Below are 15,763 nucleotides of genomic sequence, written 5' to 3'. Positions count from 1 at the left end.
CATGCCGCCGGACGAGCCGAGGGGCGAGGACCCGCCCGACGGCGCGATCATCGACTACCTCCTCAAGGCCGGCTCCGAGGTGACGATCGAGATCCTCGATGGGGGCGGAAAGGTGGTGCGTCGCTTCTCCAGCGGCGATCGGACGGAGCCCGTTACCGACGACGGGAACGTGCCGCGCTGGTGGATCCGTCCAGCGCGGCGTCCTTCCTCCGATGCGGGATTGCACCGCTTCGTCTGGGACCTGCACTGGCCGGCGCCGGTGGCGCTCGAGGGCGGCTATTCGATCGCCGCGGTGCCGCGCGATACGCCGAAGGAGCCGCGCGGACCTTGGGCGCTGCCCGGCCAGTACACGGTTCGTCTCACCGCTGCAGGCCGGTCGCTGACGTGACCGCTGACGGTCCGGATGGACCCGCGCGTGAAAACGCCGGAAGCAGGGCTCCGGCAGCAGTTCGCGCTCTCGCAGCGGCTGGCGGAGGCCCTCGATCGCAACACGCGCCTCGTCGAGCAGGTTCGACGGCTGCGGAACGATCGTCCCGATGACGCCGCTCTCGCCGCGCTGGAGGGATCTGCGGAGGAGCGCAAGCCCTTGGTGGAGGAGCCGCAGCCCGCGCTGGTACCCTGGAACGCCCGCCTCGGCGCCCTCTACAGTCTGCTGGAGTCGACGGACCTGGCCCCGACGCCGCAAGCGGTCCGGGCGGCCGAGAAGCTCCTGCAGCAGAGCGCGGAGCTGTCCGCGAGGGCGGAGAAGGCGCTCGCCACACAAAAACAGATGACGCCACGAGTGCCCTGATCATCTGAGGCCAGCGCGCCATGATAGACGCTGGCGGTGTCCGAGGAACGGCTGGCGCGACGCATCGGCCTGTTCGACGCCACCATGGTGGTGATGGGCGGCATCGTCGGATCCGGCATCTTCGTCACTCCCGCCATCGTCGCTTCCCTGACCACGACGAGCGCGGAGATGATCGGCGCCTGGCTTCTGGGAGGCGTCGTCGCGCTGCTCGGCGCGTTCGTCTACGCCGCTCTTTCCCGGCAGCGGCCCTTCGCTGGCGGGCAGTACGTGTACCTGCGCGAGGCCTGGCATCCGGCGGTCGGATTTCTCTACGGGTGGGCGCTCCTGGTCGTGATCCAGACGGGGGGAATGGCGGTCTGCGCGATGACCTTCGCCCGATACTTCCGCCAGCTCACGGGCATCGGGCTTCCGGAAGGCGCCCTCGCGGCGCTGGTGATGTCCGTCCTGACTCTCGTCAATTGCCTGGGCGTTGCTGCCGGCGCTCGCGTGCAGAGCGCGTTGATGGTGCTGAAGATCGCGGCCATCGCCACGCTGGTCGCCATCGGGTTCGCGGGGGCGCCTTCTGCCGCGTTCGACCGTCCAAAGAGCGGGACGAGCTTCGTGGCGGCGCTGGTACCCGTGCTCTTTTCCTACGGCGGTTTCCAGACCGCCTGCTTCGTCGCCGGCGAGATGAAGGACGCTCGCCGCGATCTCCCCCGGGCGCTCATCGCCGGCGTCCTCGGCGTGGTCGCCTTGTACGCCGGCGTGGCGATCGCGTGCCTCAGGGTGCTGGGGAAGGCGGGCCTGGAGCAGAGCGCGGCGCCCGCCATGGATGTCGCGGAGCGGGTGGTCGGTCCCTCCGGCGCCGCGCTGATCGGAGCCGGAGTCGCCATCTCCTCGCTCGGCTTCCTCAGCCAGAGCATCCTCACCGCTCCACGGGTCTACTACGCGATGGCGGAAGACGGCGCCTTCTTCCGGGGCGTCGCCCGGGTGCACCCGCGTACCCGCGCGCCGGTCACCGCGATCGTCCTGCAAGGCGCCGTCGCCATCGGGCTGGCCCTGGCGGGAACCTACGAGGTGCTGCTCCGCTACGTGGTGTCGATCGACTTCATCTTCTTCGCCCTCACCGCAGCCTGCCTCTTCGTCTTCCGCCGGCGCGGCGAACCCGTGCGGATGCCCGGCCATCCGCTGACGACGCTCCTCTTCATCGCAGTATGCGCGGCGGTCGTCATCTCCACGTTCGCGCGCGATCCTGTGCACAGCTTCACCGGGCTCGCGTTGACGCTGGTGGGTCTTCCCGTCTACCTCCTCTGGCGGAGGACTCCATGAAGGGTCTTGCGGTGGCCTTGTTGCTGGCGGTGCCGGCGTTCGCGCAGGAGCGGCGCGACCCGAGGGTCGAGGCCATGGTGCGCCGCATCGATGCGGCGCGCCTGGAGGCCACCGTGAAGCGTCTGACGGAATTCGGGACCCGGCACACGCTCTCCGGTACGCAGGCGCCCGGCCGCGGGATCGTGCCGGCGCGCGAATGGCTCGCGGCCGAGTTCTCTGCCATCGCCAAAGGGTCGAGGCTGAAACCGTTCGAGGATCGCTTCACCGCGCAGCCCGATGGGAAGCGCATTCCGTCGGCAGTAGAGATCGTGAATGTCGGCGTGATCCTGCCGGGATCGGATTCAGCGCGCTCCAAACAGGCGATCGTGATGACGGCGCACTACGACTCGATGCCCAGCGACGTGATGGACCCGAAGGCCGACGCGCCGGGAGCGATCGACGACGCCAGTGGCACCGCGATGGCGCTGGAGCTGGCGAACGCGCTCAAGGACGAATCCCCGGCGCTGACGGTGTATCTCGTCGCGGTCGCCGGCGAGGAGCAGGGCCTGATCGGATCGCAGCACCTCGCACGGCGGCTGAAGTCGGAAGGCGTGGAGGTGGTGGCGATGGCCAGCGTGGACATCGCCGGGAACAGCGAAGGCCAGGACGGCGTCCGCGATGCGACGGTGGCGCGCCTCTTTTCCGAAGGAACGCCGGAGACGGAGTCGGAGGCGCAGAAGAAGCTGCGGCTGGCGGTGGGAAACGAGAACGACAGCGCCGCCCGGGACTGGGCGCGCTACGTCCAGCGCACCGGCGAGCTGTACGTGCCCAGCCTGCGCCTGCGCGTGATCCTGCGGCGGGACCGGATCGCGCGCGGGAGCGATCACATGTCGTTTGCGCGCGAGGGATTCCCCGCCCTCCGCCTGAGCGAGGCGCGGGAGAACTACCGCGGACAGCACCAGACACCGCGCACCGAGAACGGCGTCCGGTTCGGAGACGAGCTCTGGCGCTTCGACGCCGCGTACGCAGCCCGCATGTGCCGGGCGCTGGGGGCGGCCATCGCCTCGCTGTCGTTTGCGCCGCCGCCGCCGCAGGAGGTGACGCTGGCGGGCGCCGTGTCGCCCGATGCGAAGCTGCGCTGGAAGCTGTCGCCGGACGCGCGAATCGCCGAGGTGATCCTCTACCGGCGGCCCGCCGACGGAGTGGTCTGGGAACGCGCGCAGTCGCTGGGGAAGGTGACGGAGGTGACGCTGCCCTCGGTGACCACCGACGACTGGTTCTTCGCCGTGGCGACGGCGGACGCGGCCGGAAACCAATCGATCCCGCAAGCCCCGTCAGTCGTGGGGAGGTGAATGAAGCGATGCGTATCGAACGCCATGGCAACGTCGCGTTGTTGCGGCTGGAGAACGGAAAGGCCAATGCCATCGGGCCCGAGCTCCTCGACCGCCTCGAGTCGCTGCTCGCGCAGCTCAGCGAGTCGCGAGCAGCGGTGATCACCGGCCAGGGGTCGGCGTTCAGCGCCGGCCTCGATCTCCCCGCGCTGGTCGGCCTCGACCGCGCGCGGATGCGATCGTTCATCTTCCGCTTCGACGCCCTGATGATGCGCGCATTCGAGGTGCCCATCCCGGTCGTTGCCGCCGTCAACGGGCATGCGGTCGCCGGTGGTTGCGTCCTCGCGCTCCAGGCTGACGTGCGCATCGGCGTCGATCGCGATTCGGCGCGCATCGGGCTCAACGAGGCGCAGCTCGGGATCGGGCTGCCTTCCCTGGTGGTGGAGACCCTGCGCTGGCAGGTGCCCGGTCCTTCGCTGGCGGTGCTCGCGCTGGAAGGACGGCTGGTCTCGCCGCGCGAGGCGCTCCAGCTCGGGCTCTTGCACGAGGTCGCCGCGGAAACCGAGCTGCTTCCGCGCGCGCTGGAGCGCGCGGCGATGCTCGCCGCGTTGCCCCCTGCCGGAGTCCGGATGGTGAAGGAATCGCTGCGCCGCCCCGTCGCGGCGGCAGCGCGCGCGAACGAAGCTGCCGAAGCGGAACGCTGGCTGGAGACCTGGTTCGCCCCGGACTCCCAGCGCCGCCTCGGCGAGACCGTAGCCCGCCTGAAAAAGAAGTAAGTCTTGAGTCTGCAGATGCACGAGGCTGAGCTCACGCAGTCGGTTGTGGAGCCGGAAGCGCGTGGGCGCGTTGCCTTCGGGTGAAGCGGTCGAGGGCGACGTAGATCACCGGCGTGGTGAAGAGCGTGAGCATCTGCGAGAAGAGCAGGCCGCCCACGATGGTGATGCCGAGGGGCTGCCGCAGCTCGGCGCCGGCGCCGTGGCCGATGGCCAGCGGGACGCCGCCAAGCAGGGCGGCGAGAGTGGTCATGAGGATCGGCCGGAAGCGCAAGAGACACGCCTTGTAGATGGCTTCGACCGTGGAGAGGCCTTCCTCGCGTTCCGCCTCGATGGCGAAGTCGATCATCATGATCGCGTTCTTCTTCACGATGCCGATGAGGAGGATGATTCCGATCAGCGCGATGATGCTGAACTCCGTGTTCACCACGAACAGCGCGATCAGCGCGCCGACGCCTGCGGAGGGCAGGGTGGAAAGGATGGTGATGGGGTGCACGTAGCTCTCGTAGAGCACCCCCAGCACGATGTAGACGGCCACCAGCGCGAAGGCGATCAGGAAAGGCTCGCTCGCCAGCGACTGCTGAAACGCCTGCGCCGTACCCTGGAACGATCCCCGCGCGCTTGCCGGAAGCCCGATCTCCCTCGTCGCCCGATCGATCGCCGTCACCGCCTGTCCCAGCGAGGCATCCGGGGCCAGGTTGAACGAGAGCGTCACGGCCGGGAACTGTCCCTGGTGGTTGACGCTCAGTGCCTGCGACGCCTCGGTGATCTTCGCGAGGGCGCTGAGCGGCACCTGGGCGCCGGTGGGCGTCCGAACGTACAGCATCTGCACCTGCGCCGGAGTCACCTGGAATTCCGGTTTCACCTCCAGCACCACCCGGTACTGGTTCAGTTGCGTGTACATGGTGGCGACCTGGCGCTGACCGAAGGCGTCGTAGATCGTGTCGTCGATCACCTGGGGGGTGATGCCGAGCCGCGCCGCGGTATCCCGATCCACCGTGATGTCGAGGCGGAGCCCCTGTGTCTGCTGGTCGGTATTCACGTCGCGGAGCTGGGGAAGGGAGCGCAGCTTCTCCAGCACGCCCGGCGCCCACTTCGTCAGCTCGTCGAGGTTCGCGTCTACCAGCGTGTACTGGTACTGCGCGCTGGAAAGGCGGCCGCCCAGGCGCACGTCCTGGACGTTCTGCAGGAAGAGGTTGATGCCGGGCACGCGCGCGAGCTTGGGCCGCAGCGCCCCGACCACCTGGTCGGCGGTGAGCTTCCGCACGCCCCAGGGCTTGAGCTGGATGAAGAAGAAGCCCGTATTTCCCTGTCCGATGAAGGAAACGAAGTGCTCGATGTTCGGATCCTGGGCGAGCACCTCGTTGAGCGCCTCGGTCCGCGCTTTCATCGCCGGAAACGAGATGTCCTGCGGCGCCTGCGAGCCACCTGCCAGCGAGCCGGTGTCCTGCTGCGGAAAGAGGCCCTTGGGAATGACCACGTAGAGATAGACGGTGAAGGCGATGGTGGCGCCCGTGGCAGCGAGCATCAGCCACTCGTGCTCGAGCACCCAGCGGAGCGCGCTGCCGTACGTGTCGCGCATCCAGTTGAAGGCGCCTTCCGAGGCGCGGTACAGGCGGCCGTGCTTCACCTCGCGGTCGTGCTTCAGCATGCGCGAGGCCATCATCGGAGTGACGGTCAGCGACACCACCGCCGAGATGGCGATGGCGATCGAGAGCGTCACCGCGAACTCGCGGAAGAGCCGGCCCACCAGCCCGCCCATCAACAGAATCGGGATGAACACGGCGAGCAGCGACGCCGTGATCGACACGATGGTGAAGCCGATCTGCTTGGCTCCCTTGAACGCAGCCTGCATCGGCGAGTCGCCGGCCTCGATGAACCGGGAGACGTTCTCCGTGACCACGATGGCGTCGTCCACCACGAAGCCGGTGGAGATGGTCAGCGCCATCAGCGACAGGTTGTCGAGGCTGTAGCCGCACAGGTACATCGCACCGAAGGTGCCGATCAGCGAGAGCGGCACCGCTACGCTGGGGATGGCGGTGGCCCGCACGTTGCGCAGGAAGAGGAACACCACCAGCACCACCAGCCCGATGCTGATGAGGAGGGTGCGCTCCACGTCGACGACCGAAGCGCGGATGGTGGTGCTGCGGTCCAGCGCGATGGTGACGTCGATGGCGGGATTGATCGAGCGCGTCAGCTCCGGGATCAGCGCCTTCACGCGGTCGATCACCTCGATGATGTTGGCGCCCGGCTGCCGCCGGATGATCACCGGGATGGCGCGCCGGCCATCCACCCAACCCGCGGCGCGCTGGTTCTCGACGTCGTCGCTGACCCGTGCCACGTCGGAGAGGCGCACGGGCGCGCCGTTGTTGTAGCCGATGATCAGTGGCCGGTACTGCGCTGCCTTGGTGAGCTGGTCGTTGGCGGCGATGCTGCGGGTCTGCGACTCCCCGGAGAACGCCCCTTTGGGCGAGTTGGCGGTGGCGGTGGAGAGGGCCGAGCGGACGTCCTCCATCGAGAGGCCGACGCCGGCGAGCGCCGATGGGTCGACGGAAACGCGCACCGCCGGCTGCTGCCCGCCGCCCACCGTCACCTGCCCCACGCCGGAGACTTGCGAGATCTTCTGGGCAAGGATGGTGTTCGCCGTGTCGAACACCTGGCCCATCGGTAGCGTCGTGGAAGTGAGCGCCACGATCAGGATCGGCGCGTCGGCGGGGTTTGCCTTGCGATAGTTGGGCCGGCTGGGCAGGTTCGGCGGAAGATCCCCGGCGGCGGCATTCATTGCGGCCTGGACGTCGCGCGCGGCGGAATCGACGTCGCGATCGAGATCGAACTGCAGCGTCAGTTGCGTCTGCCCCAGGGTGCTGGCGGAGGTGATCTCGGTGATTCCTGCGATGCGGCCGAAGCGGCGCTCGAGGGGCGTCGCCACGGCGGAGGCCATCGTTTCCGGACTGCCCCCGGGAAGCCCGGCGTTGACGTTGATGGTGGGATTGTCGACGCGCGGCAGAGGCGCCACTGGAAGCTGCGTGTACGCGGCGCTGCCCGCGAGGACCACGGCGATGGCGAGCAGCGTGGTCGCCACCGGACGGCGGATGAACGGCGCCGAGACGTTCATGACGCGGGCGCCTCGGCCGGCATCGACTCCGCCGGCTTCCCCTTGCGGCCGCGGCCCAGCCACGCTCCCAGCCGTCCCATGTAGAGGTACACGACGGGAGTCGTGTACAGCGTCAGCACCTGCGAGATGAGCAGGCCGCCCACGATGGAAATGCCCAGCGGCCGCCGCAGCTCGCTCCCCGTCCCGGTGCCCAGTGCGAGGGGAATGCCTCCCAGCAACGCGGCCATGGTGGTCATCATGATCGGCCGGAAGCGGAGCCGGCACGCCTGGTGGATGGCCTCGCGCGGCGTCATCCCCTGGTCGCGCTCGGCCTCCAGCGCGAAGTCGATCATCATGATCGCGTTCTTCTTCACGATCCCGATCAGCAGGATGATGCCGATCAGAGCGATGACGGAGAAGTCGGTCCGGCAGAGGATGAGCGCGAGCAGGGCGCCGACGCCCGCGGAGGGCAGCGTCGAGAGGATGGTCACCGGGTGGATGTAGCTCTCGTAGAGTACGCCGAGCACAATGTAGACCGTGATCAACGCGGCGAGGATCAGCACCGGCTCGGAGGCGAGCGACTGCTGGAACGCCTGCGCGGTGCCAGAGAAGTCGGCGCGGACTCCTTGCGGCAGCCCGATTTCCGCCTCCGCGCGGCCGATGGCATCCACCGCCTCGCCGAGGGCGGCTCCGGGAGCGAGGTTGAAGGAGATGGTCGCGGAGGGGAACTGCCCCTGGTGATTGATGGTGAGGGGAGAAGTTCCCGGCTCGAAGCGCGAGAACGCGCTCAGCGGCACTGCGTCGCCGGTCTGCGCCTTGAGATAGATGCGCTGCAAGGCCGTCGGGTCCTGCTGGTCCTCGGGACGCACCTCGAGGATGACCCGGTACTGGTTGAGCTGCGTGAAGATGGTCGATACCTGGCGCTGGCCGAAAGCGTCGTAGAGCGTGTCGTCGATGGTCTGCGGAAGGATTCCCAGCCGCGCGGCCGTGTCGCGGTCGATGGTGAGCGTCTCCTTCAGGCCTGAGGACATCGCATCGCTGGTCACGTCGCGCAGCTCGGGCAGGGTCCGCAGCTGCTGCACGACCTTGGGCCCCCACTCCGCCAGCTCGGCCGGGTTCGCGTCCTCCAGCGTGTACTGGAACTGGGTGCGGCTGGTGCGCGTCTCGATCTGGAGGTCCTGCACCGGCTGGAGGAAGAGCTGGACGCCTTCGACCTCCGCCACCCGGGGTTGCAGGCGCGCAATGATCTCCGCGGCGCTGGCGCTCCGCTGGCTGCGCGGCTTGAGGGTGATGTTGAGGCGTCCGCTGTTGGTGGTGGGGTTGGTGCCGTCGGCGCCGATGAAGGAGGCCAGTGCCTGGACGTCGGGATCCTGCAGCACCACGTCGGCTAGCGCGCGTTGCCGATCCACCATCCGGAGGAACGAGGCGTCCGGCGAACCCTCGGAGATACCCAGGATCAGGCCCGTGTCCTGCTGGGGAAAGAAGCCCTTCGGGACCACCAGGGCGAGCAGGAAGGTCAAGGCCAGGGTGCCCACGGTGACGGCGAGCGTGAGCGGCTGGTGATCGAGCACCCAGCTCACCCCGCGATCGTACAGACGCGCGAGCCTTTCCCATTGCCGCTCCGTCCACCGGTTGAAACGGGTCTCCTTCGATTCGTCGTGCGGCTTGAGCAGGTGCGCGCACATCATCGCGGTCAAGGTGAGCGAGAGGATCGCCGACACGCCGATGGCGATGGAGAGCGTGACGGCGAACTCGCGGAAGAGCCGGCCGATGATGCCGCCCATGAAGAGGAGCGGGATCAGCACCGCGACCAGGGACACCGTCAGCGAGACGATGGTGAACCCGATCTGCTTCGCGCCCTTGAGCGCCGCCTCGAAGGGCGGATCGCCCTCCTCGATGTAGCCATCAGCGAGAGGTTGTTGAGCGAGTAGCCGCACAGGTACATCACGCCGAAGGTGCCGATCAGGCTGAGCGGCACCGCCACGCCGGGGATCATCGTGGCGCGCAGCGAGCGGAGGAACACGTAGATGACCGCCACCACCAGGACGATGGTGAGGACGAGCGTGAACTGGACGTCGTCGACGGACGCGCGCACGGTCTCGGTCCGGTCGGCGACGATGTTCACGTCGATGCCCTGCGAGAGCGTGGCCTTGAGCTGTGGGAGGAGCCCCTTCACCCGATCGGCGGTCTGGATCACGTTCGCGCCGGGCTGCCGCTGGACGTTGAGGATGATGGCGCGGTCGCGGTTGGCCCAACCGGCGAGCTGCGCGTTCTCCACTCCGTCGATCACGTCTCCCACCTCGTCCAGCCGGACCGGTGCGCCGCCTTTGTAGGCGATGATCAGGGGGCGGAAGGACTCTGCGCGTGCGAGCTGGTCGTTCGTCGCGAGCATGTAGTCGCGGCGCGGGCCGTCGAGGTTGCCCTTGGGCTGGTTCACGTTGCTGGCGGCGAGCGCGGCGCGCACGTCTTCGAGGGTGAGGCCGGCGCCGGCGAGCGCCGCCGGGTCGGCCTGCACGCGCACGGCGGGCTTCTGTGCGCCGTTGATGGTGACGAGGCCGACGCCGGAGACCTGCGAGATCTTCTGGGCCAGGATGCTGTCCGCGGCGTCGTTCACCTGGTCGAGCGGAAGCGATTTCGACGACACCGACAGGGTCAGCACCGGCTGGTCGGCGGGATTGCTCTTCGAGTACGTCGGCGGGGCGGGAAGGGTGCGGGGAAGCAGGTTCGACGCCGCGTTGATGGCAGCCTGCACGTCCTGCTCGGCGGCGTCGATGCTGCGGTCGAGCTCGAACTGCAGGGTGATCTGCGAGGTTCCGAAGCTGGAGATCGACGTCATCTGCGCCAGCGCAGGCATCTGCCCGAACTGCCGCTCGAGTGGCGTCGTCACCGCCGAAGACATCGTCTCGGCGCTGGCGCCGGGAAGCAGCGTGGAGACGAGGATGGTCGGATATTCCACCTGCGGCAGCGCGCTGACCGGCAGCTCCCGATACCCGATCATCCCGGCCAGCAGAAGGCCGACCGTGAGCAGAGCGGTTGCGACCGGCCGCCGGATGAAGGGTTCGGAAATGCTCACGGCCGGGGTCCGCGAGGGGTGGAGCGCGGCGAATCGGCGCGTGGCCCCTCTCCCTCACGCTGCGTCCGAGCGGGCTGCCCCGCCTGCCGCGCGGCGACCTTGCTGCCGGCGCGAAGCTGGTTCTGACCGTCGACCACCACCTGCTCGCCTTCGGTCAAGCCCTTGGCGACGATCGCCATCTCTCCTTCGGTGTGGTCGATCTCGATGTTGCGCGGCTGTACGGTCTGGTCCTGCTGGATGACGTACGCGAACGTTCCGTCGGGACCGCGCTGCGGTACGGTCGACGCCACCACCAGCGCGTCCTTGCGGGTGGTGAGCAAGAGGCGCGCCTTGACGAACTGGTTCGGCCACAACAGCCGCTGCGGGTTGGGAAAGACCGCCTTGAGCCGGAGCGTGGCGGTGGCGGCGTTGATCTGGTTGTCCACCAGGGCGAGCTGGCCGGTGGAGAGCTTCTGCGAGCCGTCGCGGCTCCAGGCCTCCACCGTCATCTGTCCCGCCTGCAGCTCGCGCATCACACGCGGCAGCTCGTCCTGGGGAAGGCTGAAAAGGACGGTGATCGGGTCGAGCTGCGTGATCACCACCAGCCCGTTGGTGTCGGAGGCGTGCACCAGGTTGCCGGGATCGACGATCCGCACGCCGCTGACGCCCTCGATCGGAGACTTGATGCTTGCGTAGTCCAGGCTGAGCTTCGCCGACTGGATCGTCGCCCGGTCGACTTGCACGGTCCCCTCGAGTTGCCCGACCATGGCCGCCTGGTCGTCGGCCTGCTGCTGTGGAATCAGCTTCTTCGCAGCGAGCTGCTTGTACCGCTCGAGGTTGACTTTCGCTGCCTGGAGCTGCGCCGTATCGCGGGCCAGAGCGCCTTCAGCCTGGCGGAGCTGGTTGAGGAACGGCCGCGGATCGATGCGCGCCAGGATTTCGCCCGACTTGACCGGCTGTCCTTCGCGGAAGAGCACCTCCTGCAGCAGCCCGTCCACCTGCGAGCGGACGGTGACGGTCTTGAACGCGGTCACGTTGCCGAGCCCGTCGAGGTAGATGGGAACGTCCCGCCGCTGGACCGCCGCGGCGACGACGGGGATGACTCGCGCGGCGGCCTGCGCCTGGTCGCGCTGCGCGCTGGCCTGCTTCTTCTGTGTGCTGCGGCGATAGACGAAGAAGCCGATGGCGGCGATGGCCACCACAGCGACGACGACGAGGAGGATTTTCCGATCCCGCATGCCCGCGCTCCTATTGCCGTCCCAATGCGCGAAGCAGTTGCGCCCGCGCCGTGGAGAGCTTGTCGTCCGCCTGCACCGCCTGCGCGGCAGCCTGCGCCAGCGCTATCTGCGCATCGCCCAGCTCGATGGCGCTGCCCACCCCAACCGCGTACCGCTCTTCGGCAAGTCGGAGGCGTTCGCGCGCGTTGGTCAGCGCTTCCTGCGTGGCGCTGAGCGATTCCTTGGCGGCGCGCACCGCCAGCCGCGCGCCGTCGACGTCGGAACGGATCTGCTGGCGCTGCAGGTCGAGCTGCGCCACCGCCGCGATCACGTTTGCCTCCGCCTCGCTGACCTGCGCCCTCGTCAAGCCGCCTTCGAAGATGTTCCACGTCAAGGAGACGCCGGCGCCGAGCCGCCAGCCGAGCTGATCGAGCGACTGCCCCGACTGGATGAATCCCGCGTTGACGCCGACCGAGGGCAAGTACTGACCGTGGAGGGAGCTCACCGTGAGCTGATCTGCGCGGATCTGGGACTCCAGCGACTGCACCTCCGGCCGCGCTCGATTCGCCTCTTCGAGCAGCGCATCGAGCGCGCCGTCCTCGCCAAGGACCGGAGGCGCCTGCGTGTCGGCGACATCGTAATCGGTGGGGCCTTGCACACCCATCGCGGCGTTCAGGTTCAGCTTGGAAGTCTGATACGCGTTGTCTGCGTTGATCAGCGCCACCCGGGCGTTCGCGGTATCTGTGCGCGCCTGCACCAGATCGATCTCCGCCCGGGTACCGGCCTGGACGAAGCCCTCGGTCTGCTGCAGGTGCCGGATCTGGTTGTCGAGGTTCTCACGCGCCACCTGTGCGAGGGCGGCGTTCGCCCTGGTGTCAAAGTACGCGGCACGGACGTTGAAGTCGATCTGGAGCGCGGTCGCGCGCTCGGTGGCGGCTTGCGCGTCGGACTGCGCTTGCGCCGACCGGAACCGATTGAACTGCGATCCGAAATCGAAGACCAGAACCTGGGCGGTGACGCTGTCGGAGAACGAGTTCTGCGTAGAGGAGATGACGCCGGTGTTGGTGCTGGTGGCGACGGTACCGCCGCCGCTCGCGATCCGGCGGTTGTAACCGGCAGTTGCACTGAGCTGCGGAAGCAGCGGAGCCAACGCCTCGCGGGCGCGGGCGCCGGCCGCCGCGGTGTTGGCGCGGGCCTGGCGCAGCTGGGGTTGATGCTCACGGGCGGACTGGACGGCGTCGTCGAGCGTGACGATGCGGCCAGCGGCAAGGAGCGCGAAGACGACGCCGATCATGCGGCGCCTCCACCGTGCACATCGCGTTCGCCGCCGGCCTTGGTCGCGAACATCTCGAGGTTGGCGATCACCTTGCGCAAGTACGTTTTCAGGGCCTGCTGCTCGCGCCGCGAGATGCCCTGCACCACCGCGTTGCGCACCGATGCCGCGAGGGGAGCGATCTTCTCCGCCAACCTCCCTCCTGCCGGAGTGAGCAGGACGCGGAGCGCCCGTCGGTCGCGGTCGTCGTGCGCGGTGCGCAGCAGTCCGCGGCGGGCCAGACTTTCCGCGAGGCGCGAGGCGGTGGGAGCATCCATCCGCTGCCGGCGCGCGATCTCGCCGAGCGACGCTCCGGAAAGCTCGCGCGCGGCGTTGAGGAACCAGAATTGCCGCGCCGTCAGCCCCAGCGTGCGCGCGTGGCGCTGAGCCGCGACCTTGACGGTGCGCTGTGCCACCGCGATGAGGAGGCCTACGTATTCTTGCTCGCGCAACATTTGCTGCGGCAACTAATTGCCGGCCGGGCGCACCGTCAAGGGCGCGTTCGCCGGAGAAACAAATCGAGACAAAAGCGCGTTCTGCTACAAGCCTCGGATGGCCGGGCAGATTCCCCTCTGGCAACGCGCCGCGGGCCCCTTGCGCCGTCAGGCGGCGCGCTTTCCGTTCGAGCGGGCGCTGGTGATGGGGGTCGCGGCGGTGATCGGCCTCTACGGAGGCATCGCGGCGGGACTTTTCGCCAATGCGCTCCGCTTCGTGCAGCTGGTCGGCTTCCGGGGCAACGAAGTGGCGTTGTCGCTGTTCGGTCCGAATCGCGACCGCTGGACCGGCCTCTTTCGCGCTCGTCTCGGGGCCGCCCACTGGCATCTGGAGTTCCTGGCGATGGCGGTGCTCCTGCTGCTCGCCGCGCCGATTCTCGATGCGTTGGGTCGCAAACGCCTTCCGCTCTTCGAAGTCCACCGCATCCGCGCCGTCGCGCTTGCTGCCGCCCTCGGATTGGCTCTCTACTATCCGCTCCTTCTGCTCGGCACCTTCAACGGCACCTTCCACGAGAGCGCCGGCGGACTGTACGCCATGCTCCTGCGGGCGCCGCGCTGGACCTGGGTCGCCGGCCCCGCGCTGGGCGCGCTGTTCGCGGCGCTGATCGTCCGCGTCAGCCCCGAGAGCGGCGGTCACGGCGTCGTCGAGGTCATCGAGGCAGTGCACAAGCCGGGCGCGCCGATCAAGGGCCGTGTCGCCGTCTGGAAATCGCTCGCCGCTGGCCTGGTGATCGGGTCCGGCGGCAGCGCGGGAAGGGAAGGCCCCGTCGTCCATCTCGGGGGCGCCGTCGCCTCGTCGTTGTCACGGTTTCTCGCGCTGCCGAGAAGCGAGACGTCGATGCTGCTGGCGGCGGGAGCGGGCGCGGGCATTGCCGCTTCCTTCCAGGCGCCCCTCGCGGGATCGCTCTTTGCCCTGGAGATCGTGCTGGCCGACTTCGACGTTCGCCGATTCGCGCCGGTGGTGCTCGCCTGCGTGACCGCGGTGGCCACCTCGCGGGCTCTGCTCGGCGGCGGCACCGAGCTGCGCGCAGTCGCGTGGTCGCTCAAGCACCCTTCGGAGATCGCGGTGTATCTGGCCCTCGGGCTGGTCGCCGGTCTGTGTGCGCTTCTCTACATTCGCGTGATCCACGGGGTGGAGGAGCAGTTCGGGCGCATTCCCCTGCGGCCGGAGCTCCGCGCGGCGCTGGGCGGACTCCTCGTCGGCTGTATCGGCCTGCTCGCGCCGAGGGTCCTCGGCACCGGCATCGAGACGATGAACGCCGCGCTCGCCGGAAAGCTGGCGTTCGGCGCCCTGGTGCTCGCGCTGGGAAGCAAGCTGATCGCCACCTCGTTCACGCTCGGTTCCGGGTCTCCCGGGGGGAGCTTTTTTCCAGCAGTATTCATCGGGGCGATGCTGGGCGGCGCGTTCGGCGACCTGGTCCATTCCGCCCTCCCCGGGATCGCATCTTCTCCGGGCGCGTATGCCGCCGTCGGGATGGGAGCGGTCGTGGCGGGCGCGACGCTGGCTCCGCTCACCGGCGTACTCATGATGTTCGAGCTGACCGGCAGCTACCAGATCGTCCTGCCGCTGCTCGTCGCCTGCGGAATCGCGGCGGCGGTGGTGCAGGGAGCGCTCGGCGGATCCATCTACACCATCGGTGCGCGGAGGAGGGGCGTCCGCCTCTCCCGGGGCGGGCCCGCGCTGGCGGATCTGTCCGTCGCGCAGGCGCTCGATCGCGTGGAGTCGCTCCCGGCCGACCTGCCGTACGAAGATCTTCTTGGGATCATCGCGCCGACGAAGCACGCGGCGTTTCCGCTGCTGGAAGGCGACGCTCTCGCCGGGATCGTCTCGGTGCGCGAGGCGCGCGCGACTCTCCTCGACGAAGTAGGCGTAGTCCGCCGAACGCAGGAGCGGATTGCAGGGCACGGCCACCGCGCCGATCTTCATCGCAGCGAGATACCCGGCGGCGAGCTCGGGCGAGTCGGGGAGGACGAACAGCACCCTCTGCTCCGGCTTGACGCCGGCGCGCAAGAGCGCCGATGCAAGCCGGTCCGTCAGCGCTTCGACGTCGCGGTAGGTGAGAATCTTCCCCCCCGACCAGATGGCGGGCGCGTCGCCCCGGCCCGCGCGCAGGTTCTGCTCGATCAGCTCGGCCCCGATGTTGAACCGCTGCGAGATGTCCATATCGGGCATCTTAGATCCCCGTGCGACGCCACGTCAGCCGGGTACGGTCGCCCGACGCCAGGCTTCGAGAATTCCTTCGCGCGAGACGACGCCCACCGGTTTGCCATTCGAGTCCACGACGACGGCCTCCGCGACCCCGGCGCTCGACAGGCGCTCCACCGCGGTCCCCAGGTCGTCGTCGGCAAGGAGCGTCTGCGCGGGCCGCGCGAACGCCCGCGCAGTGGCAGTGCGGTCCACAGCCGGGTCGAG

General features: G+C 68.8%; 9 protein-coding genes and 3 pseudogenes. 5 read left to right on the top strand and 7 right to left on the bottom strand.

The window, feature by feature from the left end; genetic code table 11:
* Positions 1-415 precede the first annotated feature (415 nt).
* The 4 genes from E6J58_23980 to E6J58_23965 all read left to right on the top strand — a co-directional run bounded on the left by E6J58_23980 (position 416) and on the right by E6J58_23965 (position 4,184).
* Positions 416-790 carry a hypothetical protein gene (locus E6J58_23980; GenBank protein TMB31948.1) on the top strand — a complete coding sequence of 125 codons (375 nt, stop codon included), beginning with the start codon at positions 416-418 and terminating at the stop codon, positions 788-790.
* 84 nt (positions 791-874) lie between these two features.
* Positions 875-2,098 carry an amino acid permease gene (locus E6J58_23975; protein ID TMB31949.1) on the top strand — a complete coding sequence of 408 codons (1,224 nt, stop codon included), beginning with the start codon at positions 875-877 and terminating at the stop codon, positions 2,096-2,098.
* Positions 1,984-3,429, top strand: coding sequence for a M20/M25/M40 family metallo-hydrolase (locus tag E6J58_23970; protein TMB31947.1), 1,446 nt, complete (start codon positions 1,984-1,986; stop codon positions 3,427-3,429). The genes E6J58_23975 and E6J58_23970 overlap by 115 nt, the downstream gene beginning before the upstream one ends.
* An 8-nt stretch (positions 3,430-3,437) precedes the next feature.
* Positions 3,438-4,184 (top strand): enoyl-CoA hydratase/isomerase family protein, encoded by a 747-nt coding sequence (locus E6J58_23965; GenBank protein TMB31946.1) that lies wholly within the window; start codon positions 3,438-3,440, stop codon positions 4,182-4,184.
* Positions 4,185-4,215: 31 nt separating this feature from the next.
* On the opposite strand, the gene E6J58_23960 is transcribed toward E6J58_23965, so the two are convergent.
* The 5 genes and pseudogenes from E6J58_23960 to E6J58_23940 all read right to left on the bottom strand — a co-directional run bounded on the left by E6J58_23960 (position 4,216) and on the right by E6J58_23940 (position 13,311).
* Positions 4,216-7,296 carry a multidrug efflux RND transporter permease subunit gene (locus E6J58_23960; protein TMB31945.1) on the bottom strand — a complete coding sequence of 1,027 codons (3,081 nt, stop codon included), beginning with the start codon at positions 7,294-7,296 and terminating at the stop codon, positions 4,216-4,218.
* Positions 7,293-10,348, bottom strand: a pseudogene (locus E6J58_23955) (acriflavine resistance protein B). Before E6J58_23955 ends, E6J58_23960 begins: the two are co-directional and overlap by 4 nt.
* Positions 10,345-11,565 (bottom strand): efflux RND transporter periplasmic adaptor subunit, encoded by a 1,221-nt coding sequence (locus E6J58_23950; protein ID TMB31944.1) that lies wholly within the window; start codon positions 11,563-11,565, stop codon positions 10,345-10,347. The pseudogene E6J58_23955 and the gene E6J58_23950 overlap by 4 nt, the downstream one beginning before the upstream one ends.
* Positions 11,566-11,575: 10 nt before the next feature.
* Complete coding sequence (locus E6J58_23945) at positions 11,576-12,838, bottom strand: TolC family protein (protein ID TMB31943.1); 1,263 nt, start codon at positions 12,836-12,838, stop codon at positions 11,576-11,578.
* Positions 12,835-13,311 (bottom strand): winged helix DNA-binding protein, encoded by a 477-nt coding sequence (locus tag E6J58_23940; protein ID TMB31942.1) that lies wholly within the window; start codon positions 13,309-13,311, stop codon positions 12,835-12,837. The genes E6J58_23945 and E6J58_23940 overlap by 4 nt, the downstream gene beginning before the upstream one ends.
* A 97-nt stretch (positions 13,312-13,408) precedes the next feature.
* Between E6J58_23940 and E6J58_23935 the strand changes: the two are divergent.
* Positions 13,409-14,956: pseudogene (locus E6J58_23935) on the top strand (chloride channel protein).
* Positions 14,957-15,127: 171 nt separating this feature from the next.
* Here E6J58_23935 and E6J58_23930 read toward each other — a convergent pair.
* Positions 15,128-15,523, bottom strand: a pseudogene (locus tag E6J58_23930) (long-chain fatty acid--CoA ligase).
* Between the two features lie 24 nt (positions 15,524-15,547).
* Positions 15,548-15,763: CBS domain-containing protein (locus tag E6J58_23925; protein ID TMB31941.1), on the bottom strand; the 216-nt coding region annotated here is incomplete at its 5' end.

This window comes from Deltaproteobacteria bacterium (assembly GCA_005879535.1).
Classification (GTDB): Bacteria; Myxococcota; Myxococcia; order Myxococcales; family 40CM-4-68-19; genus 40CM-4-68-19.
The sequence above is the reverse complement of the archived record's forward strand: the minus strand, read 5'-3'. Positions and strand labels throughout refer to the sequence as shown.

Bases quoted from the DNA above. Each gene is read 5' to 3' on its own strand.
- E6J58_23945 (TMB31943.1), bottom strand. From the start codon at position 12,838: ATGATCGGCGTCGTCTTCGCGCTCCTTGCCGCTGGCCGCATCGTCACG.
- E6J58_23940 (TMB31942.1), bottom strand. From the start codon at position 13,311: ATGTTGCGCGAGCAAGAATACGTAGGCCTCCTCATCGCGGTGGCACAG.
- E6J58_23970 (TMB31947.1), top strand. From the start codon at position 1,984: ATGCGCGGCGGTCGTCATCTCCACGTTCGCGCGCGATCCTGTGCACAG.
- E6J58_23960 (TMB31945.1), bottom strand. From the start codon at position 7,296: ATGAACGTCTCGGCGCCGTTCATCCGCCGTCCGGTGGCGACCACGCTG.
- E6J58_23950 (TMB31944.1), bottom strand. From the start codon at position 11,565: ATGCGGGATCGGAAAATCCTCCTCGTCGTCGTCGCTGTGGTGGCCATC.
- E6J58_23965 (TMB31946.1), top strand. From the start codon at position 3,438: ATGCGTATCGAACGCCATGGCAACGTCGCGTTGTTGCGGCTGGAGAAC.
- E6J58_23975 (TMB31949.1), top strand. From the start codon at position 875: ATGGTGGTGATGGGCGGCATCGTCGGATCCGGCATCTTCGTCACTCCC.